Here is a 25208-nt window from a genome sequence, read left to right on the forward strand (position 1 = left end):
TGGCCCGGAGTGGGATCCATTTAAGAAGCTCGATTACTTTCCGTCTAAATCCGTAAATGGAAAATCGACTACATCTGCGTTTTCCCTAAGTATGCGAGCTAATTCATTTTCAACGAATTCACCAGAACCTACGAAATCCGGAAAATACTGTAATTCATATAAGTAAATCTCGCCATTAGGGCTTCCTGATCCAAGTGGATAAATACTCCCATCATACTTATTTAGGATCAAAGGGCCAGAACCAAACAAAAGATATGAATCATCATTGGTATCCAAGTATTTCTTATTTGCAAAATGTATGATCCAGCCGTATCTTTTCGTTTCAATTTCAGTTATTAAATAACTATCGTCACCTAACGATAGAGATCGATTATTCAGATATTCCTCAGCCTTTGCTCTAGCTTCCCTTTCGGTGGAAAGAATGATATTGTCTCTTAATGTTGGATTTCTTTCAATGAGCTTTAAATTTAAATCTTGATTCTCATTCAAAATCGCATTAGCCTCAGCTTCCGGGAAACGTCCAATCGAAATGCCAAGCTCATACGGATTGAGAATACTTTTTAATGCTTTTAGATCAAATTGAGAATGATAATTGTCGTATTTTTTAACGAAAGCTATTTCATCTTCTGAAGCCTTCTTCCCTTTAAATTCTAAAAAAATGATATAAGAGACTTTGGAACTATCGACAAAATTCATAATATTACGTTGATCGAATGTGCATCATTGACAATTGAACTCGAAACCCTTTAAAAATAATTTCCTAATTAAACTTTCCATCCAGCAGTCGAACAATAAACCATTTAATGATTTTACATTCAAATTTAAAAAAGGCTAACCCAATAAAATATACCGCAAGAGGAATAATCAAAATTTTAGTAGTTATTTTATCAGCGCTTACGTTTGTTTCAGTCTGCTCAAACAAAGGCGATATGAAAATCAAAATCGGAAAGAAAATAAAGAGCACAAGTAGGATTTTCATCACAGGATGCAATCGAGCCCTAATCGAAATAAATGTAATTCCTTTCTCAGGAAATAACGTGCCTTGTACATATGGGAGACAAGAATTTCTATATCCAATAAATCTATACATTTGGAATTGATTGCCGACTATTCTTTTGTAATAATCATTTCCAGAAACATTTTGGATCCTTTCGAAAATTTCTCCTTCAGATAGCTTAGTATATAAAATGTAGTTTTCATACATTAAAAGCTCTTTTGAGAAAATTTTAACTTTATCAAATATCTCCTGAATGTTCATCTTACCTATAAAAATATGAGATATCCCCGTATAGTATTTCCTATTATGGGAAACTGGTGAATGAATTGAGCAGCCAAATTATTCTCCACTTGCCTTTTTACCAATTTTTCCCAGAAATTATTTATAAAAACTACTATATTTTTTATAAATTTTAAAAACTTGCAAAAAACCTAATATAAAGTTCTCAAAGACTTGTCTGCGATATGAGGCAGAAAATTCAAACTTACAGGAATATATCTACCTCTGACCCAACGAAACATGCTAACGGAGCTATTCCAGATCCAAGGCATCCATGTAAATGCGTCCTCATCCTGGTTTAGCATCTTCCTTAAGGTTAAGGAGATTGGAGTGCCGGAAGTGAAAATAAAGATCCTTTCTGCACTAGATGGTTGAAAATAGGTATCACAGGCAAGATTTACTCTTGATTGAAAATTCTCGTAAGTTTCAATCCCTTGGGGAGTAAAACTCCCTTCTCTCCAGACAGATAGAATCTCTTCCGTTAATTTAAAGAATAAAGCAGTGGATCGCATTCCCCCCTGAGGACGAACCTTTGCAAATTGAGTTAAGGTTCTCGCAAAATCAGTCCGGGTAGAAGAAAGATATTCTGCATACTTCTTCCATAACTCGGCAGGAAATTCGTTCCAATTCGGATCAATCGTATGAAAATCCGGAGCAGTTTTGAGTTCGGAACAAACGGAATGAACGCCTTTTAAGAAAAATTCTGCAGTTTCTTTATGGCGTCTCAAAGATCCCGAAACGATCTTGTCCGGAAGATCTCCGTTATTCGCCATACATTTCCCAAGAGCAAATGCTTGTTCTTTGCCTCTATCGGTCAATAGATCGTAATCTTCTCCGGTCGAATTCGCCTGTCCGTGACGAATTAAATATAGAACGGACATTTTACGATTCCGTTGAGAATCTAGGGTTTACTACTTCCACTTTTTCGATTACGGATTCTTTTATATGTTTCCAGTAGTCCGAATCTTCCAAAGATTTTTTTTCCTTACGGATAATATCTCTTAGTTCTTCATTCCAAGAAGTAGTGAGTGATTTTTTCTCATTCCATGTTTTAGGGAATTCATTCTTCTTTCCTAATAAGGAAGCAAGTCTGGACAGTTCTTTGTCCAATAATTCCTCTCCTGAACGTATCTCTCGAGAGATCACTCCTAACATATTCCAACTTACTAATGTTTTATATGCTAAAAGATCTTTGTCCTTAAATTCAGGTAGGACTTCCTTCATTAAAAAATCTTGGATCGCTTCCAAAAGTTCCGTTGCGCTCGGTTTATCCTGCATATGATCCTCTATTTTACGGACTCTTCTATGAGTCTCATTGCTTCGTATTCCATCTCGCAGGCTCTTCTACCGATGGAAGCGAGTTCTATACCCTTATCTTTTCCGGAAAGATGTCTTTCTGCCTGACCGATACAACCGATCGCCCAACGAAGATTTCCCATCACTTCCCAATATCTGATCTTTTTAGGATCCAATTTTACTCCGGAAGCTTTTTCGTAGATCTCGTAAAATTCGGAGCGTTCCGCAAACCCTCCGGCTTCCTTATTCAGTTTTCCGAATCTCCAGTCTCTCATGCATAACCAGGTAAGATCTTCGTGGCGATCTCCCCAATGCGCGAATTCCCAGTCTACGATCCCTTGCAGACCTTCGGAGTTGACCATAAAGTTCCCCGTCCTAAAATCTCCATGGATCAAAACTACAGAATCGGATTCCAAAGAATTTTTTTCCAGCCAGTTCAGAATGATCTCCATAGCAGGATATGCTCCGTCCATAGATTCCAACTGAGAACGTAGCGCCTGAACGGAACCTTGAGCAACGGTTTTGCCCGAAACGTACTGACCTAAATTCAAAACCTCTTTTAGTTTTTCATCCTTACATTTGTCAGGAGTAACCGAATGGATCTTAGCAAGATTCTCCGCGAGCTCTTGTGTAATCTGTTTACGTACTTTATTTAAACTAGCATCTTTAACTACAAATCTTCCGGTTGCTTTTCCTTGGATCCTTTTCATAAAGTAAAAAGGATTCCCCGTGATAGCAAGGTCTGACTCCAGCCAGAAAGGCTCAGGAGTTTTTACTCCTGCTTCAAAGGCCATTCTACATACTTTAAATTCGTCTATCCTGGATAAAGAAGCGAGTAACGCAGCGCCCTTATCCGTTCTATAAACGGTTTGATATGTTCCGGACTCGGGGCCACCGTTCACTTTTATATCGGCCGAAAAATTTTCCTGACAGGCCCCTCCCGAAAGAGAAACCATATTAGCGATTTCTACTGTTCCTTGTAGCCTTTTTCCTAAATACGATTCCAGCCTTTCCTTCAATTCGGAATCTTTCACGATTAAAAGTTCTCCTTTCCGGACATTAAGTTCCTTCCGATCACCATCTTATGAGTTTCGGTCGGACCATCAGCGATCCTTGCAGCCCGTGCATCTCTATAAAATAATTCTAATTTTAGGTAACGACTAAAACCGTGAGAACCGCAGATCTGGATCGCTCTATCAATACATTTATTCAAAGTTTCACTCACCTGCCATTTCGCTAAGGACACTGCCTGCCTCGCGTCTCCTTTTTTACGAAGAATGTCAGCTGCCTTTAATGTTAGCAGGAAGCCTGATTCGATTTCCAAAGCAGATTCTGCAAACATCCATTGGATTCCTTGATGTTCGGATAATTTTCCACCAAAAAGTTCACGTTTGATCGCATAATCTCTCGCGATCTCCATGGATCTCCTAGCAAGACCGATCCATCGCATACAATGTGTTAGTCGAGCGGGACCAAGCCTTTCTTGCGAAAGTCTAAAACCTTCTCCTATTTTTCCAAGAACTTGCGACTCATGGACTTTTACGTTTTCGAATTTTAACTCACAATGTCCACCTGGACCATGAGAACCTAAAACACCGATTTCCTGTACCATTGTATATCCTGGAGAATCGGTTGGCACTAAGAACATAGAAGTTCTTCTGAAACTATCGTTTACCTTAGACATCACGATCAAAAAGGAAGCTCCGTTTGCTCCGGTACAATACCATTTATGACCGTTCAGGATATAATGATCCCCGTCTTTTTCTGCGTTAGTCGAAAGAGTGGTCGGATCAGAACCCGCTCCGGGAGGAGGTTCAGTCATCGCAAAACCGGACCTGATCTTTCCTTCTACAAGAGGATGGTAGAATTTTTTCTTTTGTTCTTCGTTTGCTGCTAGATGAAGAAGATGCATATTTCCTTCGTCGGGTGCATCACAGTTGCAAAGATAAGGTGCGATCGGAGAACGTCCGAGCTCGCTAAACACTAATGCGGTCCCGACCAGGTCCAAACCTAATCCACCTTCCGATTTAGGAAGATGAGCGGTCCATAATCCTCTTTTTTTAGCCTCTTCTCTTAACTTTTGTACGATAGGTTCAGGCATTCTTCCGTGATCATAATCATAATGATCTTCTGCGGGTATCGCTACTTCTTCTACAAATGCCTTAGCTCTTTCTCTAATTCCTTCGACTTCCTTAGGTATGGATAAGTCCATGTATATTCAGTTTTCCTTATTTATTCTTTTATGAGTTCAGGAGGTAATTTGAATTTACCGATCCTGTCGTTATGAAGACTTCCCAAGTAGATATAATCTCCCTTTCTCTTAACCGAGGTAATCTCTTTCAGATGTTTTCCCTTCGGCTCTTGAAAGCTCGCTTCCACCACCCCATTCTCGTCTAAAATCACTGCAAATCCGTAAGGTTGAGGCTTAGGCCAAAGAAATTTAGGGAGTTTTGCTACTAAGGATTTTGTCCAAGGACGAGGATGTAGGATCTTATCCACCATTGAATTTCGAACTGTGAATAACGCTAAATAGAATCTTCCTTTTCTATCGGAGGAGATATTATCCGGAAATCCGGGAAGATTTTCCGCCCAGATCTCGCTTGTCCCGGCCTTTGGTCCCTTGATCCAATATCTATGGATCCTATATTTGTAAGTTTCGTTTAATACTAGAAAGTCCTCATTCTGAGAGATCGCCACTCCGTTCGGAAAGAAAAGATCCTTCATCAAAGTAGTGGTCTTTTTAGTACGAGGATCGTATTTTAAAAGTCTTCCGTGAGGAACGGATTCCATTAGGTCATATAAATATTCCGCAGAACCGTATTTATCACTCGCATCCGAAAAATAGATCGTTCCATCTTTTGCAACGTCAAGATCGTCCGTGAATTTGAAAGGGACACCTTCTGATTCTGTAGTTAATACTTCTACTTTTCCATCCCGACCTACTTTCAGTAGACCCTTGATCGCATCTGCGACTATGATGGAACCGTCTCCTAATAATTTCATTCCAAGAGGTCTTCCTCCCGTAAATGCATGAGCCTTGATCTCTCCATCTTTTGAGATGAGATAGATCTTTCCGTCTTCGCTTGCTGAGTAAATATTTCCTTCTTCGTCAGGCTCTATATCTTCCGGGCCATGTATTTTTCCGAGAGCCACGAGTTCCGCGGACTCCAAGGCCTTGTTCTCTTGGAAGCCACCTATCAAACCGGTATCGATAGGAGGTTGATAAGCGATTGGTTGTATCGGGGAAGGTTTGAGTGCAAAACCTATTGTCAGTATGATAAGAAACGCTGCAAAGAGCAGGAGGATTTTTTTCGTGTTCACGATTCCCTCCTTAGGGAAAACGAAAGAGACGCTACCTACGAAGGGTGCCCAGTCAACGTAAAATTCCTTCTTCCTACCATCTTTCCGAGAATAATTGATTGCGGCTCCCAACCAATCGCCGATATCGTACATGAGGACTAAAACTTTTTAAGTTCGCTATGATAATGAAGATATCGGAAGATATGGTGCAAAAACACGGCCTCCGCTTTAAGGAATCCGCAGTTATTTTCGATGAGAATGAGCCAGCAGATCAAATGTATCTGATTCTTTCCGGTAAGGTGGGGATCCACAAAAAGGTAAAGGAAGCTTTCAAACTTCTGATCGAATTGAAAGAAGGTGATATGTTTGGCGAGATGGCTCTCGTAGACAGAAAACCAAGAAGTGCCAGAGCAATTGCAAAAACGGATGTACTACTTTTTGCGATCACCGAGAGCGTGTTCTATAACCTTATCCAAACAAATCCTTCCTTTTCTTTAAAAATGGTTAAAATGCTTTCCTCAAGATTAAGGGAAACGAACCAAACCATCGCGAGCCTGTTAAAGGGAGATAGAAAAAATATAGTCACTTCCGCGCTGATCACTTTTGCGCAAACTAGGGGCGAACAAGAAGATTCAGGACAATACAAAGTCCATTTGGCCGCTTTTATGAAATGGGCCATCTTAAGAGTGGGATTAGAACATACCGATCTTGTATCGGCGATCAATCTTTTAGTAAAAGATAAACTGATCGAACAACCTAAAAACGACCCGAGCCATATTCTGATCAGGGAAACGTTTTTTAAATATACTCTGGACCAGTAATTCTTGGTTTCTCAAACACAACCGGCCAAAAGCCCTAGGCTGGATTATTTAGACAATCTTAGATCGTTTGCTCTTCTACTTGGATTAGCCTTCCATGTTGCGATCGTATATGCAGCAATTATCATTTATCCTCTACGTAACGAAGAAAGATCCATCGCATTTGACGTGTTTGGAGAATGGGTCCATCTTTTCAGGATGCCTATGTTCTTCGTCCTTTCCGGATACTTTACGGAGAGGATCTATCTTTCTAAAACTTTTAACGAATTCTTAAAACTTAGGGCGCTTAGGATCATATTACCCTTGATCCCAGGGATCATCCTTTTTGCTCCGATGCAATATTATGTAAATGCGTTACAGGAAGGATACCAAGGGAATTATTTCAGATTTTTATGGGAAGAGTTCCTACTTAAGAACCCCGCACCTTCCCACCTCTGGTTTATATTATATCTTGCTTTATATACTTTTTTGTATTTAGGGGTCCGACCGGTAGTTTCCAAGATAGGAAATCTGATCCTTCCGGTTTCCAGGTACGGAGAAAATTCTTCCGCATCCAAACAATTGATCAAATGGGAAACTATATTGATCGCGGGGATCTGGTGTACGATCTGGACCTGTGGAATTAATTACTTTTTTCTAAAGGATGAAAAGTATTTTAATATCGAGCCAGTACAATTCGTATACGATTTCAGCTTTTTCTTATTCGGGAGTTTTTTGATCGGAAGAGAAGGAACTGTATTAAAAGGAAAAATTGAACGCTCTGAGATCCTATTCTTAGGGATCCTTTCCATAATTTCCTTTGGTGCTTTTTATTGGATCAGCACGATCGATCCGTACTGGTCGTATTTCGGATATACTGGATATTCAAACAGAATACTTCATATTTTCTTAAAATGTTTGGGTGGCTGGATCTGGATCGAATTTTTCATCCGACTCTTCCAATTATATTTTTATCATACTAATAAACTTAGTTCATACCTGAGAGAGTCCAGCCTTCCGGTTTATCTGATCCATCATCCAATTTCTCTCGGAGTCGGATTCTTGGTTGTAAGCTCAGGTCTTTCCATTTGGATCAAATTCGCTCTACATATCTTTTTGGTTTATTTAGTAACCTTTGCGATCTATCATTTTGTAATCCGCGATTCCAATTTCTGGCTTACGGTACTTGGGAATAAAGGGATCAGTTTTAAAAGAAAAGAAAATTAATCCAATTCCCCATCGACTCTGGATCAACGCTGAGATTTCCTTCTAAAAACCCTTCGGATTCTACTTAAAATAGGAACATACCCTAGTAGTTCCACGAATAGAAATTTATGTATTAAAGGGGCATAATTTTTCGAAAAAGGTAAGGCATTCGTCATGAACCTAAATCGAAAAGCATGGATCTATATTCTTATTTATTACTTAATTAGTATTTCTGCATGTAAAAAAGACGATGGGCAGAGTCTTTCGGACACTCTCGGTTTATTAGCCGTGATGAATAGCCTACCTGTTGCGGATATAGTATTTCCAAAAGGTTTTCCAGGTTCTGAAAATACGATTTCCGGCAATTTTACGGGAGTTTCCGGAGATTATACGGTTTTGGTTAATGGGGTTTCTGCGACCGGGATTGATCTTCCTGGAGATGGAAGTTTAGAATTCATAATGCCTACCGTTCCAGGCGTTTCCGAAAATGCCACATTCCCAATGATAGTTAAAAAATCGGGAAACACTGTCCTCTCTAAAACTGTTCGTTACAGACCTCTCATCGACGTAACCTTAGCAGTTCCGAATAGTTTAAATCGTCCGATCAGTTCCGCCGATCCGAGCAGTTTTTTAAGCATCAATGTCGGTAGCACCGGAGATGTTCTTTTTAATATGTTCGGCCATATTGGAGTAAACGTAAGCTTATATTATTACGCGACTCCAACTTCCCCACAAACGATAATCGTCGAAAATGAGAGATCTGGAGCTCAATTCAAAAAGGTAAATTTGGCCTCCGGAACATATATTATAGAAGTTAAATATGCAGATGGTTTCCTTCCTGCGCTTTATAGAACGAATATTACAAGTGGGCAGATCCAAGCGACATCCGTCAACAACTGGACCAGCTCAGCACTTTGTTATGAAAGATTAGGAGCAGGAAGCACTTACGTCGGGGCCTCTCACGATTGTAACGGTCTAAATTCAGCAAGTATGACTCGGACTGGACGATGCACTTATCCAGGCAATGAAGGGATCACTACCAGAAGTTATTATATTTCTCCTCCAGGAGGAGGTCCAGGATTCAATACAAGCTACGCAGAGCAGACTTGTACTGTTCCTGGAAATGGATCTTATAACGAAGCAGACGCAATTTTCGAAGACAATTGAAAAGTGCTTCATGATTTTATAAAGTGATTCGGTCGAGGAAGAAATTTTTAAGGATTGCCTTTATTATTAGGTTTGGTAAAATCCCAAAGAATGCCAGTTCGAACTCGACCTAAAATTTTTCTAATAGATGATCATCCGATCGTTCGCTCCGGGTTAGAATCGGAGATCAAGTCTTCCGGAGAGTTCGAGCATTGTGGTTCCGCTTCTTCTATCAAGGAAGGACTAAAAGCCATGACTTTTGCGGGTCCGGATCTTTTGATCTGTGATGTTTCCCTGCAGGACGAGAACGGGATCAAAGAATTGGATTCTCTCAAAAAGAAGTTCCCCGATCTAAAAATAGTATTTTTGACTATGCATAGGGATTGGTCCTATTTACAGGATGCAATCTCCGCAGGGGCAGATGGTTATCTTTTAAAAAGCGATTCAATGGAGTCCATTATGGCATCCATTAGAAAAATATTAAATAGAGGCAAGGTCTTTCCGGGAGAGATCACCAATTTCAGCTACGATTCAGATTGGATCAAAAAAGTCGGAGAAGTCATCCAAAAGTTAACTAAAAGAGAGGCAGAGATACTACATTTTCTTTCTAAAGGAAGATTAAATAGAGAGATCGCTTCCGAATTAAATGTTAGTATCCGCACGGTGGAAGCACATAGAGCTTCTATTTTTAAAAAATTAGAAGTGGAGAACGTAGTGGAGCTGACCCGGATACTTGTACAATTGGAATCTTCCGAAAAACCCTAACAAGGAAGTAAGATCGTAAATTTCGAACCCTTCCCTTCTTCCGAGTTCAAAAGTATTTCTCCACCGTGAGCAGAGACGATCTTTCGGATGATGGACAATCCCAATCCGTAGCCATAAGGCTTTTTACTATTAAATCCTGTTTCGTACACATATTCCAATATTTCAGGACCGAATCCTTTTCCATTGTCTTCGAAAATTAAATACAATACGTCCGATTCTTTTTCCACACGAATAGAGAATATTCCGCTTCCAGACATCGCCTCGGAGGCGTTTTTAGCAAGATTAAAGATCAATCTCCTGACCCTAAGAGGATCTAAGCGGATCTTTCCTTTTGCGTTCAGATCAACAGAGATCTTCATATCTGAAGATTGGGAAAATAAAATTAAGTCTTCGTAAATTTCCGTAAAATAAGAACGTATATCCACCGGCTTCATATCCAAGATAATCTTATTTTTAGAAAAATCTAATATATCCAAAGTAAGGTTCGTAAGAGCGTCTACTTCCTTTTTTGCCTGTGAAATGATGTTCTTCCGATTGACTTGTTTTTTATTCTCCAAGTTCCTTAAACTCTGCTGGATCATCGCGATTGAGTGCCCTAGATCATGGACCACTTCCGTGGAAAGTTCTCCTATGATCGCCAATTTTTCTCGGTCTTGTCTCGCAATATTCCGAACAGAAAAAGAAAGTGCATGCGCGATCCCTTGGATCCAATCTATTTGTGAATCATCCGAATATCCGGAAAAAGGAAGATCCAATACCGATAAATAAGGCTGTTCTCCTTTTACAGGAATGATCAACCTTCCGTTCAAAACGATCGGCTCCGAGAGTGTGTTCGGATCCAATCCCATTCTATCCTTGATATCGTATTTATGTACTTCTCCAATTTCCAATCCGCCGTTAGATGGTATGGAGTATCTTTTCCATACGGATGAATTCGGCTCTTCTATATATACGAATAATACGGAGTTCTCTTTTTTTCCCTCTGATAAAATTTTAAGAGTCGAATTTGCAGCTTCCGAGTAAGAGGAAGAAAGCATGATTTCCCTCGTAGAGCTTACCAGAGATTTCATCTGATTTCCTAAACGATCCGATCTAGAAAAAGCAGCGGAGAATAACTTAGAAATCAAGATCGAATACGCGAGGATCAGAGCAACTTCTCCATATTGGATCATGTAAAAAGTATTAAGAACTCCGTAGTTAAATAATATATCATTCACAGTACAAAGGCTTATACCCGCGTATCCTAAAAATAAGACTAATACACCTTCCAATCTTCTTCTTAATCCACTAACAAGTAAAACTCCCCAGATCGGCATAGTGACGAACGGCATATATAAGGATATAGGAAGTAATGTTAGAGTGTAGATCGAATTCGGAAAAAATATCGTAAGTACGACTGCGATATAGTATGGAATACAAAAATAATGGCCGTATTTTCGCCAAAAGTCCGTTTTACAATAACGGTATAAGAAAGCGTAGAATGTGGGACCTGATGCGTAAAGGGTCATGTATTCCAATCGATTCGGAAGTTCCCAAGATAAACTTTGTAGGAACTCATACCCCAATCTTGAATCACTGTTGGTCAAAGAACGGATCATGATCAAAAAACAATGTAATGCGAATAATAAATGTGCGGATTCATTTCTTCTGAAAAAATAGAAGAATACGTTGTATATCGCCATGATCGCTGCGATAAGGACCAAGGCCCATTCTATATCCCTTTTCTTTCTTTGGGCACTTGATATATCTTCCCAATATCCTAAGCGGATCGAATTCCAAAATCCTCCCCATCTATTTTGATAATTAGAAATATATAATATAATCTCTAAATTTTTGGCCTTAGGAAGAAGGACCATTTGAGGAATGTATTCCGCATTTGATTCGGATCCGGATTTTCCTACCATTCCGGCTTTTGCGATCAACTCCCCATTTGCATAAAGTTGGTAAGAGGTCCCTAGATCAGGTATATATAATGCAAGAGTCCGATCCTCTTCCCTAAGTTTGATCTTTGCTCTATAAGATGCATATCCATATTCCAGAGATCCTTTTTCTTGGGCAGGAAGGACTGAATTCCAAACAGCAGGAACTTTTGCGAATCGAGGTGAGATTTTTGTTTTTGGATCCGGATTTTGCTTTATAGGAAGAAATTCTTTCCAATAAAACTCCCATTCGCCGTCCAAGGCTAAAGTTTTATCTTTCTGAAAAGACCATTCTCTTAAATCTACAGATCCGCGAATGACCTTAGGCGATTCTGGTCCGAGTTTAGAATTACATTGGAGAATCAGAATACAGGAGATAAAAAAGACAAAGTATTTCTTTCCGATTTTCACTTGGGCAAATCTAAGCAGATTCCAAGAATTCGTAAACGAAAAAGCTTACAGGATGGGAAAGAAACCGGTTTCGCCCTGCTCGTCTTGTATTGTAATTTTAAAAATCCCTTGCCAGAGAATCTCATATAAAAATCATGTCTTTTACCGGGCCTGTAGCTCAGTTGGTTAGAGCACACGCTTGATAAGCGTGGGGTCATAAGTTCAAGTCTTATCAGGCCCAGGTAAAATCGGTTGGTAATGAGTGGATGTCGGAATTCCGACAAACTTCCAACCGGCAAAAATTCCACTCATCCCTGATAAAAGGGGCGTTAGCTCAGCTGGGAGAGCATCTGATTTGCATTCAGAAGGTCATCGGTTCGATCCCGATACGCTCCAATCATCCTCATAAAACCAATCGATTCCTTCTCCTATATTCCTGAAAAAAGCTGGATCTAAACGGATTCGAAGGAAGAATTCGGATCATGAAAACTTCCTTTTCCAGATTCTCATCGATCTTTGTGCTTTCCCTTCTATTCTTTAACGTGTCCTGCGACGATATCCGACGTCTTTTAGTCGCAAATGTAGATGATATGGCCAAATACAAAGCCGAGGGAAAAGAATCGGGGCTCGCTGCCGTATTCAATCAGAATGACGAAAAAAGGAAGAAGATCAAGATCAGCCTAACAACAATCGGAGGCGGATTCGAACAACCAGTCGATCTACTCATGATACCTGGGCCTGATATATTTTTAGTCGCGGAAAAAACAGGCGCTTTGAAATGGTTAGACCCTAAAGACGGGACATCAGGTATATTACTAAAACTTGATGGAATTTCCACCGACTCCGAGCAAGGTTTATTAGGAGTCGTATTACATCCTGAATTTCCAGAAAAGCCGTTCTTATATCTGAACTACGTAGCCAAAAAGAACGGAGAAACAAGCAGAGTTTCAGAATGGACTATAGACCTTCCTAAGGATCCTAAAAAAGCGAAACTTTCTAAAGAAAGGATCCTGATGGAAGTCAAACAACCCTACGGAAATCATAACGCAGGACAATTAGCTTTCGGCAAAGACGGAAAATTATATATCGCTTGGGGAGATGGTGGCTGGATGGGAGATCCGAAAGGGAACGGACAAAATCCTTCCACATTTTTAGGATCCGTTCTTAGGATAGATGTAAACTCAAAAGATCCGGGAAAAGAATACTCGGTCCCGAAAGATAATCCATTCCTACAAAATCCTTCTTTCAAACCGGAAACATTCGCTTACGGATTTAGGAATCCATGGAGATATTCTTTCGACCCTTCCGGAAGATTGATCATTGCAGATGTGGGCCAAGATCTTTATGAAGAGATAGATGTAGTAGAAGCAGGAAAAAATTACGGCTGGAATAAAACGGAAGCTACACATTGTTTCGAACCCAAAACAGATTGTGATAAAAAAGGATTAACAGATCCGGTTTACGAATACGGAAGAGAAGATGGTAGTTCTATCACCGGAGGATATGTTGTCACGAATGATAGGATATCCGATCTGCAAGGTAAATATGTTTTCGGAGATTTCGTATCCGGAAGGATTTGGGCGATAGATATTCCAAAAGACGGAAGTCCTGTGAAAGAAGCATACTCTCTAGGAAAATGGCCGGTGCTCATCTCCACATTCGGAAAAGATGCAAGAGGTTCCGTTTATTTGGCGGATTTCGGTTCCGGTCAGATCTTAAGATTAGATCCCGGTAAATAATGTATACTCCGGAACATTTTAAATTAGAAGATCTTAATATAATCCATGAAATTATCGGCAAATATCCGTTTGCCGTTTTTGTTTCTAACCTCGAACAGGGATTAGAAGCGACTCATATCCCTCTTCTACTTTCTTCTAACAAAAATAGTTTAGTCGGACATATGGCATCCGTGAATCCTCTATTAAAGAAGAATACGAATGTTCTCTGTATATTTCACGGGCCTCATGCTTATATCTCTCCTACTTGGTATGAAACGGACCAAACTGTTCCTACCTGGAATTATATCTCGGTCCATGCAAAAGGAACTATGAAGATCTTAGATGCAGTACAGACCGAGAAAATATTAGAAGAGTCTATTCTGTATTTCGAATCCGAAAGTTCCGACTATAAATATGGAACTCCCAAACTAGAGATCAAAAAAGCTCTTCTAGGAAAAATAAAAGGGTTCGAGATCACAGATCTAAGTTTCGAAGCAAAAATAAAACTTAGTCAAAACCATCCGATCGAAAGAAGAAAAAATGTGATCCGAGAATTGGAAAAGACCGGTTATGAAGAAGAAAAAGATCTCGCGGCTTGGATGAAAAAGATCAATCAAATAGAGATCGTTTAATATCTCGAAGTGGAAATTCTCCACATATCTATCTTATTTCTATTTTCCTTTATAAATTCCGAACTTTTTTCCGGACGATCGAAAGAATAGATAGGGATCCCATCGCAATAAGTAATCGAAGAAGGTTCTCCTAATTTTTTCTTAAGGATCTTTTCGTCGATCCCATCTACGATCGCGAATGTATAAGCAGGAGTTTCTCTTTCAAACCAACTTAGGTTATTCTGCCAATAAAATAGCATTAGATCATATAAATAATCATCCGGTTGAAGATCCCTTTTAGAGAAGATCCTCATCGGTCTTACATACCAAAAACTTGCGATCCCTCTTTTCCAATCTTTAGATTCTGACAATTGATCCAAACATGCGACCTTGTTAGGATAATGTTCTATACCCAAACCTTTTCTGTACGTGAATTGTATTGAGAAAAGTATGACAAGTAAAAGTAAAATTGCCGATCCGAATTTAAAAAATCCGTTTTGATAAAATCGAAGGATGAATACGAAACCAATACCAAGAAAACCTAAAAGTATCTGCCCGAAGTATCTATCTATTTCCTGGATTCCTTGTTTCCCCGCGAGACCAAAAACAAATCCATAGATCAATAATACGAAAGGTGTGAAGATCCCTAAGACCAGAAACAGATACTCCGAACGATCCGTTTGAAATTTTTCTTTTTTTGTAAGAAGTTTTATAAGTAAAAAGAAAGCTAAAATGCATACCAAGTAGATCCAATTTTCTTTCCATAATCTAGTTAAAGAATAAGCAAAATCCTCCAATTTCCAGGTACCGATCACTTCTCCTATTTTCTGAGGAGACGCTACCCCCGGAAAAAATACTGGAGAAATTTTCCGTATCCACTGAAAAAAGAATCTGGAGAATACGATCCCCAAAACTACAGGGAAGTATAAATATACAATTTTCTTAATTCGATTTGCGCTTCTTTCTTCTATAAACCATTGGCAAAAATGAACTCCAAGGGTCGGGACCAAAAAACACGGAATAAAAAGTAGATCGCTCAAAGAGAAAAGGAAAACTGAAACAAAGACTAGAATAAAATCTTTTCCGGAATTTCTTTCCTCCCATTGATGAAAGAACGCCCAGGCCCAACTCAAAACCGCAAGATTCCCTCCGTGAAACCCTGGTAAAAATACAAACAGATCTATTTTATATAAAATTAATATGATCCCTACAAAGTATCCGAATCCTAATGTCAGAAAAATTCCTTCGTATTGGAGTTTTTCTTTCCGAACTTTTTGTAAAAAGAATAAGATCCCGGACAACAAAAGGGTCCACTGAAAGATCGCATACGATAAATGGGTCCATTCCCAAGCACCTCGATCCAATGGCAAATAAATGGTTCTAAGAGCAAAATACTGCACTAAATCGGGGAAAAAATAAGGAGCAGGAGTCCATCCCAGGTCCTTTAAGGAGATTAAAAAGTTTGCCCCGGGTTTTAAAAAAAGTTCCTGGTAAATTATCGAAAAAAAGAGAGAATCGGAGTTATAAAAGAAACCTGCTAAGCTAGGATCCATCGTTACTCTTCCCAAAGAGAGAACGAATCCAAGAAATCCCAAAAGGGAAACGGAAAAGAAGAAAATACGGTTTTTCAAATCGAGTCCTTTCAGAAAATCCATCTGTCAGGATTTTTCCGTCTCAACCTTAGGGAGCAAGTCGATTTCATCAACGTTCGAATAGTTATGACTGCCCTACTATCCTTCATTCCGAGATATTTTGATTGGTTGAATAACGGAGCTCCAAAAGGAGAAGCCGAAAAGTATCCTGAGATCAATCCTGAATTAGAAAGCTCCGTCCCTGGAATTTTTATCGCAGGAGATCTCACCGGAATTCCTTTGCTGAAGTATTCAGTTCAAAGCGGAGTTTCCGCTATTCGAACAATTTCTCAAAAAACTAGATCCGCCTCCAAGGATATACTAGACGTTTTGATCGTAGGTGCGGGACCTGCGGGTGTCTCTGCAGGGATCGAGGCCAAAAAACTTGGTCTTAATTTTCAAATATTAGAAGCAAACCAGCCGTTTCATACGATCACCAGTTATCCAAAAGGGAAACCGATCTTTGCGGAACCGTCCGATCTAATTCCGGATTCTCCCATTATTATAAAGAATAATACAAAAGAAGAATTACTCGAGTCCTTAGAGAATGCATTAAAAAAACATAAACTTCCTATTTTAACCGGCGAAAAAGTAGAATCTATACTTCCTTCTAAGGATACTTTAGAAAAATTTCAGATTAAAACGGAATCCGGAAAAAAATTCCGTTCCTATTATGTAGTACTTGCGATCGGAAAATCAGGGGACAGTAGACGTTTAGGGATCCCGGGAGAAGATCAGGAAAATGTATTTCATAGACTCATCGATCCCAAAGACTTCGAAGACCAAAATGTTTTGGTTGTAGGAGGAGGAGATACTGCAGTTGAGGCAGCCTTGTCTTTAGTAGATACAGCTTCTTCCGTCACACTTTCTTATAGAGACGCCGAGATCTCCAGACCAAAAGAAGAGAATAAGAATCGGTTCCAAAAAGCAGTCTCTGAAAATAAGATTAAATTTCTTCCGAATTCTTCTCCCGAAAAATTCCTTTCTAAACAGGTTCAACTGAAAGTAGGCAAAAAGAAAGAAACGGAGAAGGTGGACTCTTCCTTAATACTTATCGGCTCGGAAGCTCCTATTTCTTTTTTGCAAAAAATAGGGATCCATATTCGAAACACGATCAACACTAGAGAAATTTTAGGATTCGTTTCCCTATTCAGTTTTGCGTTATTTTTATATTTCGGCAAGGCATCTTTTTATGCAGCGGGTTGGTATTCCTGGGTAGCTTTAGTTTCTTCGGTTATCTTTTTGATCTCATCCGTTCGTTTTGTGATTTCCAAAGATTCATTCTTGTCCTGGAGATGGAAAACATTCAAAAATCTTTATCTCGCCTCTGCAGCAATTTATTTTAGCGTCGCTTATTTCGGAGCAAAATACGCAGGGTTTTATCTTTTCGGAAAATATCCTAGCTTTCATTATACGGTTCTTTACTCCACTACCATCCTATTCTTCGGGATCAGAAGGATCAAGGTAAGACCTACACCTTATATCAAATTGCAAACGATCACTCTGATCCTGATCCAAATCTTTCCATTATTCCTTCTACCGGAGATCATTCTTCCATTTTTAGGAGAACAAGGTCTACTCGGACCTTCCAACGGATTTTTACTCACTCAAGTATTTCCTGACGGTGCATATTGGAAGGCTTACGGTTTTATCTTGGCCTGGCCTTTAAATATGGGAGTCCTATACGATGGAGGGATCACTACATTCTGGCTACTTTATGGTTTTCTAATGAGCTTTGGGCTGATCCCATATTTAGTCTACAAGTATGGCAAGGGTGCCTATTGTGGATGGATCTGTTCCTGCGGAGGCCTCGCAGAGACATTGGGCGACGAATACAGAAACAGAATGCCTCATGGAAAATGGGCCTATAAACTGGAACATTCAGGCCAATGGATCCTACTCTTAGCCGCTATACTCACGATCGCAAAATTAGTGGGAAGTTCAGGAGAAATTTTCTGGCCTTTAGAATATGGAGCAGATTCCATAAAAGTATATTATGATTTAGTTGTGGACCTTGGTTTAGGAGGAGTAGTCGGAGTAGGAGCTTACTTCATGTTCTCCGGCAGGATCTGGTGTAGAATGTTCTGCCCTCTTTCCGCTCTGATGCATATATATGCTAAATTCAGTAAGTTCAGGATCTTCGCGGAAAAGAAAAAATGTATTTCTTGCAATATCTGCACTTCCGTATGCCACCAAGGGATCGATGTGATGAATTACGCGAATAAAGGAAGAGCAATGGACAGCGTACAATGTGTAAGATGTTCTGCTTGCGTAGTAAGTTGCCCTACTCAAGTCCTTTCCTTCGGAAAACTGCAAAACAATACACCGGTATTGGATAAACTGAAAGCGGTTTTATAAAAGAATTCGGATCGACTAAATATAATTCTTAGCGGAACTTCATAGAATGAGTTCCTTTCTAGACTATATAGAAGACAGACTGAGCACATTCGGCCCGGTTCTCATTAAACCAATGTTCGGTGGTTATGGAGTATATTCCGGATCCACCATTTTCGGACTGATCTCGGATGATATTCTGTATTTTAAGGTCGGCCCCGGTAATAAAACGGACTACGAAGCGGCAGGCATGTCTCCTTTCGTATATGAGGCAAAACAACAAAAACGTATAGCAATGTCCTACTGGCAGGTCCCGGAAGAAATTTTGGAAAATCCGGATGACCTCAGAGAGTGGATATTAAAATCTTTGGCAGAATCCAAAAAATCGAAATCACCTAAGAAAAAAACCGCAGCTAAAAAGAAAGTGAAGAGCGCCAAACAAGCGGCAAGGAAGAAGATAAAGAAAAAATAATATAGGTTTAGACTATTTAATAATCCCACTCGCTTTTAATTCTTTTTCGGAAAGACCGGTCACTCTCCAGACAATCACAAGTTCGATCCCTTTCTGGATCATCTTGCGAGCCACTTCTAATCTTGCTTCTGCTTTTAATGTTTCCGCGACCGACATGATATCCGCCTAAACCCTGCCTATTTATGAATTAGACTGAAATCGGGTTTTTCTATGTAAAGAAATTTAAATTTATGTTTTCAATGGCCCGGATCGAACTTCGATTTTTTGTAGCGGATATTATAGAAATCGATTTCTTCTTGTCAATTTATTGCTTATATTGCATAATCCTTTGTCTATGAGTTCTTTTCTTATACATGTACAAGATCGTTTAAAAGTTTGTGGTCCGCTTTCTTACAAAAATATGTTCGGAGGTCATGGAATTTATTCCGGTTCTCAGATTTTTGCTATGATTATCAAAGATCATTTGTATTTCAGGGTCGGAGATTCCAATCGATCCGAATACGAACACGCAGGGATGTCACCTTTTACATATCCCGGAAAGGACGGAAAATTGATCAGAGTCTCCTATTGGGAAGTTCCGGAAGAAGTGTTGGAAGACGACGAAGACCTGATCTATTGGTTCCGAAAATCATTGGCGGAAGCAAACAAGGCTTCTACATTAAAGAAGAAGACTGCTCCTAAAAAGAAAGTATCCAAATCGAGAGTATCTTCTTCTAAAAAGTCTGTCGCAAAGAAAAAGGCTGCTCGCAAAAAACCTTCGAGACCGGTGGCTAAGAAAAAACCCACCGTCAAAAGAAAAGCGCCTGCGAAAAAGAAAACCGCAAAGTCTAGGACGTCTAAGTAAGATAAATACTATGTCTTAATTTTTGTAGGAACTCATCCGAGTTTTTTCAATTTACTTTATAAGACAGATTGATAGCTTGGAAGAATGAAATCGAGATCACTGAAAGTCCTGGTCACCTGCGCCTTACTTTCTATTCTCGTGCTCGCTTTTAACTGCGGGCCTTTCTGTGAAATCGAAGCAGGAACTTCCCAATCTTCCCCCTGCCACCAAGAACAAAATCGGGATAGTGGGCCTGTATGCGATTGGGATCTCGTTTCCATCAAAAAGGATATGGAAGATTCCCGCTCTATTTTCTCCTTTCCATTACAAATTTTAGAGCACTATCGCATCAGCCTGGTAGATCAGGAACTATCTGTTCTATTTACTTTAGAAAAAGAACCGCTAAACATTTCAGGTTCAGAAACTCTTTCTCATCTCTCTTTCATTAGAATATTAATTTAGATCTCACATTATAATTTTCTGTTTTTATAATGTGAGGTGTACGTGCGTTTTTATTCAATATTTGTATATTTATCTTTTTGTTGGCTAGTTTTTTACCCGCTTTATGGCTCTGAGGAAGCAGGTTCCAAAGAATGGGACCTTCGTTCCATTATGGAAACGGCGGAGAAAAATTCTCCGCTTCTAACTGCGATCCATTCCGATCTAGAAAGTCTCTTTTATAAAAGAAGACAGGAGGGTAAGACACAAAACCCTTCTGTATATGTCGATTACGGACAAAGGAAAGCCGCAGACGAATCCGGTGCCGAATATGCGGTGCAAATTGAGCAGCCAATTTATTTTCCGGGAAGGAAAGAATTAAAACAACTTTTGGTGGATAATGATTCTAAGATCAAAGAGATCCAACAAATAGAAGCTTATAATTCTATTCGTCTAAGCTCTATCAAATTTGCGTATCGTTATCTGGTCGCTGCCGATAAGAAAAATCACGTAAAGGAAAGATTAAAGAGACTTTCCTTGATAGAAAATTATATCAAGGCTCGCCCTTTTTTCACTCCTCAGGCTAAAACGGATCTTTATATCATAGAGACCAAAATTTTAGCTCTTAGAAAACATTTTAACGATCTACAGTTGGGTGCCTCTAAAGATTATGAATCCTTAAATTTATATTTAAGACAAGAATCGATCCCGAAATTGAAGATCCCTTATTATAAAGGAGGGATCAAATTTGATCTTAAAGAACTGGAAAAAAGAGCGATCTCTCAAAACCCGTCTATTCTCGCTGCAAAAGGAGAATTGGACAAGGCGAGAACAGAGCTGAGGCTCGCAAATTTGGAAAAATATCCTGACTACTCTATTACGAGCCAGATCGGAGAGGATAAATCCGGAGTTGCGAACAGATTCTATGATTTCGGATTAAAGTTCAGAATACCGGTTTGGGACCAATTCCAAAACAAAGTTGCTTCTGCAGAAACGAATATGAAGTCGAAGCAGGATCGATTGGCATATCAAGAAAACTTAATCCAAACTTCTTTCAAACAAGCCTATCTGGATTATGAACAAGCCAAGATGAATTTAGATCTATATGATCTCAATCAGTTAGATAGAATAGATCGAGATCTGAATTTTGCAGATATGGAATTCAAGCGAGGCAGGATCCAGTTGATCAGCTATCTCGAACTTGAGAACCAATTACATGAAACTCATCACGCGGTTCTAGACGCACAAATTTCCCATTTGGAAAGTCTTCTGAACCTACTTTATATCACTAACGAAAAAGATATCATAGGAGTGTTAGGCAATGCTAGCCAGACTTTTGAATATCAGCCTAAATAATCCGTTTTTATCAGTAGGACTGGTAACTTTTTTATTCGTATTCTCTTTTTATTCCTTAAACGAAGTGCCAATAGATGCGGTGCCCGATATCACAAATGTTCAGGTAATCGTCACTACAGATACGGGCTCCTTGGATCCGGAACAGGTGGAAAAAGTGATTACTTTTCCGTTAGAGACTGAACTGTTAGGCCTTCCTAATTTAATAGACGTTCGTTCCGTATCTAAATTCGGTTTATCTAATATTTCACTTATATTCAAGGAGACAACGGATATATACCAAGCCAGATCCATGGTCTTGGAAAGGATTTCCAGTGCAAAGGAGAAACTTCCTCCCGGCGTTTCTCCTACTATTGTTCCGAATACAACGGGACTCGGAGAGATATTTTTCTATTCCGTGGAAGCGATTCCGGATTCGAAATTGGATAAACTTCCCGAGGAAGAAAAACTTTTATTCTTAAGAACTATACAGGATTATTCTGTCCGCCCTCAGATCAAGGCTATGGTGCCGGGAATCGTTGAAGTGGATTCCAATGGCGGTTACGAGAAAGAGATCCATATAGATCTGGATCCGAATCGGATGAAACGTTGGGGACTTTCTATCGATCAGATCGTTCGGGACATTTCCACAATTGGAGAAAGTTTCGGAGGAGGATTCATAGAGAACCAAGGAAAAATTTCCATAGTAAGAGCATACGGGCTCAAAAAAAATCTAAACGAAATCTCAGCCATGTCCGTCCGAAGGACCTTAACAGGAGCTGCGGTTAAAGTTTCAGACATTGGAGATGTGAACGAGCACGGAACTCCTAGACTAGGAGGAGCGAGTTCCAACGGGAAAGAAATTGTTCTCGGGACAGCTCTTATGCTAAAGGGAGAGAATAGTTACAAGGTAAACGAATCTTTACACAAAGCGGTAGAAAATCTAGCTCTCCCGGACGGAGTTCAGGTTAGGATCTTACTCGAAAGATCTTTTTTGATCCAGTCTACGATAAAAACTGTGTTAAAAAATCTAGGAGAGGGTGCGATCCTAGTAATACTTACACTTTTTCTAATATTGTTTAACTTAAGAGCTTCCCTCATTGTTGCTCTTATCATCCCAGGTTCTATGCTTCTTGCATCCATTTGTATGAGAGCCTTCGGGATTTCCGCAAATTTAATGAGCTTGGGAGCTATCGATTTCGGACTTTTGGTAGATGCATCTATCGTAATCACCGAGAACGTTCTTTCTAAATTCGAATCCGGAAAGTATATAAACCGAGAAGAAAAAAGAAAACTGATCTTAGACTCTTCTCTGGAAGTTTTAAAGCCGGTCTCATTCGGGATACTAGTGATCATGTTGGTATACGTACCAATACTAACTCTTGACGGTATTCCAGGTAGAATGTTCCGGCCAATGGCAGAAACCGTATTACTCGCGCTCGGCTTTAGCCTACTTCTCTCCGTATTTCTTCTTCCTCCTTTACTCTATTTTTTCTTAGCCCCTCAAAATGTAGGAGCTCATACGAAGAAAAAAGATAGTAGGATCATTCAATGGTATGCGGAGAAGTTACCTAAAATTTTAGATCAACCACGTAAGATCATATTGTATTCACTATTATTTTTTGCAGTTACACTATTGATCTACTTCAGAATGGGCACGGTCTTTCTTCCAAAACTTATGGAAGGAGATCTGATGTTGGTTATTGTTCGGAGCGGGAATACCGGCTTAGAAGAAAGTCTGAAAGAACAGAAGGAACTGGAAATTTTCCTAAAACAAATGCCTGAAGTGGAGAGTGTTTTTTCGAGAATAGGAACAAGTTCCGTCGCAAACGATCCAATGGGGCCATTTAATGCGGACACATTTATCATTCTTAAAAAAGAAATGCTCTCCGATCTTTTAGCAAAAGATCGTTGGGAAAAATTCTTGGATAAGATAGAGACCTCAGTAAGAGAAAAATTCCCAGAGTCCGAACTCACTCTTAGCCAACCATTAGAAGCAAGGTTTAACGAACTTTTAGAAGGAAGTAGGGCCGATATAAGCGTCCGTATTCTTGGTAAAGATCTGAATGTACTTTTAAAATTGCAAGAGGACCTGAAGAATACTTTAGAGCAGATCCCTGGAGCTGCGGAAGTAGAATTAGATCCGATCATGGCATTAAGAAAATCGAATGTGATCGATATTATTCCGGATAGTGCAAAACTTAAATATTATAATATTTCCCTACCTGCATTCAATTCCGTCGTGGAAAGTTCCATGAGCGGATTTGAACTAGGAGGTTTTTACGAGGAAGAAGTGCGATTCCCGATCAAGATCCGTTTATCGGAAGAATTTCGGAACAGAGAATCGGAGATAGCAGATATAAATGTAGGAACTGATGACGGAGGAACAGTACCGATCCGATTCTTAGCCTCTATCCAAAAGAAAGAAAAGGTAATGACTATCTCCCGAAATAAGTCCAGACGTTTCGTTGCAGTTTCGGTCAATCTAAGAGGAAGGGACCTGGAAGGTTTTTATAAAGATGCGATCTCTAAAGTTTCTCAGTTGGACATCCCACCGGGTTATTCCATCTTTTGGGGAGGTCAGATAGAAAATTTAGCTCAGGCAAAGGAAAAACTTTCTCTCATCATTCCTGCCACTCTATTCATGATTTTCACAGTCCTTTACCTGGGACTAAGATCCATAAAACAGGCATTGCTCGTTTTCTTCTGCGTTCCTTTCGCGTTAACGGGCGGCATTTGGTTCTTGTATTTAAGAGGAATGGATCTAAGCGTATCTGCTTTCGTCGGATGCATTGCTCTTTCCGGGATCGCGGTCTTAAACGGTTTAGTAAAACTTTATACGATCGATCGGATCAGGGAAGAGAAAAAGATGAAAGTGAGAGATGCCGTATTGGAAGGCGCAATCAGCAGGATCCGCCCAGTTGTCATGACAGCATTAGTCGCTTCTTTCGGATTTGTTCCAATGGCTTTCGGAACTGGCTTAGGTGCAGAAGTGCAAAAACCTTTGGCAACAGTGGTAATAGGAGGGATCTTTTCCTCAACGATCCTAACTCTGATCCTTTTGCCGGCATTCTATTATTGGTTGGAGAAAGAATAAATCTTTCTCCAAATTTTGAAAATCCGGCTTTGGACACTAACACCCACAGCCGGAAGACTTTTCTGGATTTCTTTTTTTTCTCCAACGAGAGACTAAAACCCAAGAACCTGTAAGTAAAACTCCAAAGACTGGGATCATGTATTTTTCCAGATCCAAAAATCTAGTCACAAATTCAGCGGAGAAATATCCGAAAAGTAAAGGAGCAAAACATGCCAAACATAAAGCCCCCGCAGCGATTACTGAAAAGATCCCAACTCCTTTTTTAATATCTATCTGACTCTTAATAGTCTCCTTTCTTTTGGACATCAAAACAGATTTAAAATACTCTAATCCTTCTTTGCTGGAATAGATCTTGAGAACAAAACGTTTTTCCTTTTCTTCCAATTCGAAATCCAAAAAGGGACAACATCTGCTTTCATTCAAAAACCATTTCGTTAATTCCTCTTTAGAAGAGCTCGGACCGAAATAAAGTTCCAAAGCTTTTTCCGTTTCAAAAAAACCGGTATTAGATCCCAAAACCTTTTCCGAAAGTCGAATATGCTCTTCCCTTTCTTCCTGACTAAACACTCGCAAATCACATACAATCGGAGTCGCTTTTTTAGCTAACATGATAAAACCTCCAGGCTAAAAACAGGTCCAATATACAGGTTGGAGTAA

At 39.6% G+C, this 25208-nt stretch carries 23 protein-coding genes and 2 tRNA genes; 14 read left to right on the forward strand and 11 right to left on the reverse strand.

Features of this window, described 5'->3' with window-relative positions; genetic code table 11:
• Positions 1–33: 33 nt before the first annotated feature.
• The 7 genes from EHQ64_RS19890 to EHQ64_RS19920 form a co-directional block, all read right to left on the reverse strand.
• Entirely contained in the window at positions 34–696 is a 663-nt protein-coding gene (locus EHQ64_RS19890; protein WP_135651554.1) for a YrhB domain-containing protein, read from the reverse strand.
• Positions 697–760: 64 nt separating this feature from the next.
• Entirely contained in the window at positions 761–1258 is a 498-nt protein-coding gene (locus tag EHQ64_RS19895) for a hypothetical protein (RefSeq protein WP_135651555.1), read from the reverse strand.
• A 170-nt stretch (positions 1259–1428) separates the two neighbouring features.
• The gene (locus EHQ64_RS19900) at positions 1429–2157 is read right to left on the reverse strand and encodes a histidine phosphatase family protein (protein ID WP_135651556.1); all 729 of its coding nucleotides are present in this window, start codon (positions 2155–2157) and stop codon (positions 1429–1431) included.
• 1 nt (position 2158) lies between these two features.
• Positions 2159–2554 (reverse strand): DUF6285 domain-containing protein, encoded by a 396-nt coding sequence (locus tag EHQ64_RS19905; RefSeq protein ID WP_135651557.1) that lies wholly within the window; start codon positions 2552–2554, stop codon positions 2159–2161.
• A gap of 8 nt (positions 2555–2562) precedes the next feature.
• Positions 2563–3606 (reverse strand): phosphotransferase family protein, encoded by a 1044-nt coding sequence (locus EHQ64_RS19910; protein ID WP_135651558.1) that lies wholly within the window; start codon positions 3604–3606, stop codon positions 2563–2565.
• A 2-nt stretch (positions 3607–3608) separates the two neighbouring features.
• Positions 3609–4784: an acyl-CoA dehydrogenase family protein gene (locus EHQ64_RS19915; RefSeq protein ID WP_135651559.1), complete on the reverse strand. Its 1176-nt coding sequence runs from the start codon at positions 4782–4784 to the stop codon at positions 3609–3611.
• Positions 4785–4804: 20 nt separating this feature from the next.
• On the reverse strand, positions 4805–6025 hold the full coding sequence (locus EHQ64_RS19920) for an SMP-30/gluconolactonase/LRE family protein (RefSeq protein WP_135651560.1): 1221 nt from the start codon (positions 6023–6025) through the stop codon (positions 4805–4807).
• Between the two features lie 32 nt (positions 6026–6057).
• On the opposite strand from EHQ64_RS19920, the gene EHQ64_RS19925 reads away from it, so the two are divergent.
• The 4 genes from EHQ64_RS19925 to EHQ64_RS19940 all read left to right on the forward strand — a co-directional run bounded on the left by EHQ64_RS19925 (position 6058) and on the right by EHQ64_RS19940 (position 9786).
• On the forward strand, positions 6058–6693 hold the full coding sequence (locus tag EHQ64_RS19925) for a Crp/Fnr family transcriptional regulator (RefSeq protein WP_135651561.1): 636 nt from the start codon (positions 6058–6060) through the stop codon (positions 6691–6693).
• 3 nt (positions 6694–6696) lie between these two features.
• A complete protein-coding gene (locus EHQ64_RS19930; protein ID WP_135651562.1) occupies positions 6697–7896 on the forward strand; it encodes an acyltransferase family protein in 1200 nt (399 codons plus the stop codon).
• A 153-nt stretch (positions 7897–8049) separates the two neighbouring features.
• Positions 8050–9042 (forward strand): hypothetical protein, encoded by a 993-nt coding sequence (locus EHQ64_RS19935; protein ID WP_135651563.1) that lies wholly within the window; start codon positions 8050–8052, stop codon positions 9040–9042.
• A gap of 90 nt (positions 9043–9132) precedes the next feature.
• Positions 9133–9786, forward strand: coding sequence for a response regulator transcription factor (locus EHQ64_RS19940; protein ID WP_135651604.1), 654 nt, complete (start codon positions 9133–9135; stop codon positions 9784–9786).
• Here the strand turns inward: EHQ64_RS19940 and EHQ64_RS19945 are convergent.
• Positions 9783–12116, reverse strand: coding sequence for a sensor histidine kinase (locus tag EHQ64_RS19945; protein WP_135651564.1), 2334 nt, complete (start codon positions 12114–12116; stop codon positions 9783–9785). The genes EHQ64_RS19940 and EHQ64_RS19945 overlap by 4 nt on opposite strands.
• A 146-nt stretch (positions 12117–12262) precedes the next feature.
• Here EHQ64_RS19945 and EHQ64_RS19950 point away from each other — a divergent pair.
• The 4 genes from EHQ64_RS19950 (at position 12263) to EHQ64_RS19965 (ending at position 14445) form a co-directional block, all read left to right on the forward strand.
• Positions 12263–12336, forward strand: a tRNA-Ile gene (locus tag EHQ64_RS19950).
• 82 nt (positions 12337–12418) lie between these two features.
• Positions 12419–12491, forward strand: a tRNA-Ala gene (locus tag EHQ64_RS19955).
• A gap of 86 nt (positions 12492–12577) precedes the next feature.
• Positions 12578–13834, forward strand: a complete 1257-nt coding sequence (locus EHQ64_RS19960; protein ID WP_135651565.1) for a PQQ-dependent sugar dehydrogenase — start codon at positions 12578–12580, stop codon at positions 13832–13834.
• Positions 13834–14445, forward strand: coding sequence for an FMN-binding negative transcriptional regulator (locus EHQ64_RS19965; RefSeq protein ID WP_135651566.1), 612 nt, complete (start codon positions 13834–13836; stop codon positions 14443–14445). The genes EHQ64_RS19960 and EHQ64_RS19965 overlap by 1 nt, the downstream gene beginning before the upstream one ends.
• Here EHQ64_RS19965 and EHQ64_RS19970 read toward each other — a convergent pair.
• Positions 14442–16079: a hypothetical protein gene (locus tag EHQ64_RS19970; protein ID WP_135651567.1), complete on the reverse strand. Its 1638-nt coding sequence runs from the start codon at positions 16077–16079 to the stop codon at positions 14442–14444. The genes EHQ64_RS19965 and EHQ64_RS19970 overlap by 4 nt on opposite strands.
• 63 nt (positions 16080–16142) lie before the next feature.
• Here EHQ64_RS19970 and EHQ64_RS19975 point away from each other — a divergent pair, with 63 nt between their 5' ends.
• Complete coding sequence (locus EHQ64_RS19975; protein ID WP_135651568.1) at positions 16143–18413, forward strand: NAD(P)-binding domain-containing protein; 2271 nt, start codon at positions 16143–16145, stop codon at positions 18411–18413.
• 46 nt (positions 18414–18459) lie between these two features.
• Positions 18460–18861 carry a TfoX/Sxy family protein gene (locus EHQ64_RS19980; protein WP_135651569.1) on the forward strand — a complete coding sequence of 134 codons (402 nt, stop codon included), beginning with the start codon at positions 18460–18462 and terminating at the stop codon, positions 18859–18861.
• 12 nt (positions 18862–18873) lie between these two features.
• Here EHQ64_RS19980 and EHQ64_RS20285 read toward each other — a convergent pair whose 3' ends face one another.
• Positions 18874–19017: a hypothetical protein gene (locus EHQ64_RS20285; protein WP_167882440.1), complete on the reverse strand. Its 144-nt coding sequence runs from the start codon at positions 19015–19017 to the stop codon at positions 18874–18876.
• A gap of 178 nt (positions 19018–19195) precedes the next feature.
• On the opposite strand from EHQ64_RS20285, the gene EHQ64_RS19985 reads away from it, so the two are divergent.
• From EHQ64_RS19985 to EHQ64_RS20000, 4 genes are all read left to right on the forward strand, one after another.
• Positions 19196–19705, forward strand: coding sequence for a TfoX/Sxy family protein (locus EHQ64_RS19985; RefSeq protein ID WP_135651570.1), 510 nt, complete (start codon positions 19196–19198; stop codon positions 19703–19705).
• Between the two features lie 84 nt (positions 19706–19789).
• Positions 19790–20146, forward strand: a complete 357-nt coding sequence (locus EHQ64_RS19990) for a hypothetical protein (RefSeq protein ID WP_210410896.1) — start codon at positions 19790–19792, stop codon at positions 20144–20146.
• A gap of 150 nt (positions 20147–20296) precedes the next feature.
• Positions 20297–21478 carry a TolC family protein gene (locus EHQ64_RS19995; protein ID WP_135651571.1) on the forward strand — a complete coding sequence of 394 codons (1182 nt, stop codon included), beginning with the start codon at positions 20297–20299 and terminating at the stop codon, positions 21476–21478.
• On the forward strand, positions 21444–24551 hold the full coding sequence (locus EHQ64_RS20000; protein WP_135651572.1) for an efflux RND transporter permease subunit: 3108 nt from the start codon (positions 21444–21446) through the stop codon (positions 24549–24551). Before EHQ64_RS19995 ends, EHQ64_RS20000 begins: the two co-directional genes overlap by 35 nt.
• Positions 24552–24587: 36 nt before the next feature.
• Here EHQ64_RS20000 and EHQ64_RS20005 read toward each other — a convergent pair whose 3' ends face one another.
• Complete coding sequence (locus EHQ64_RS20005) at positions 24588–25160, reverse strand: hypothetical protein (RefSeq protein ID WP_135651573.1); 573 nt, start codon at positions 25158–25160, stop codon at positions 24588–24590.
• Positions 25161–25208 lie beyond the last annotated feature (48 nt).

Origin of the sequence: Leptospira sarikeiensis (genome assembly GCF_004769615.1) — a bacterium.
Classification (GTDB): domain Bacteria; phylum Spirochaetota; class Leptospiria; order Leptospirales; family Leptospiraceae; genus Leptospira_B; species Leptospira_B sarikeiensis.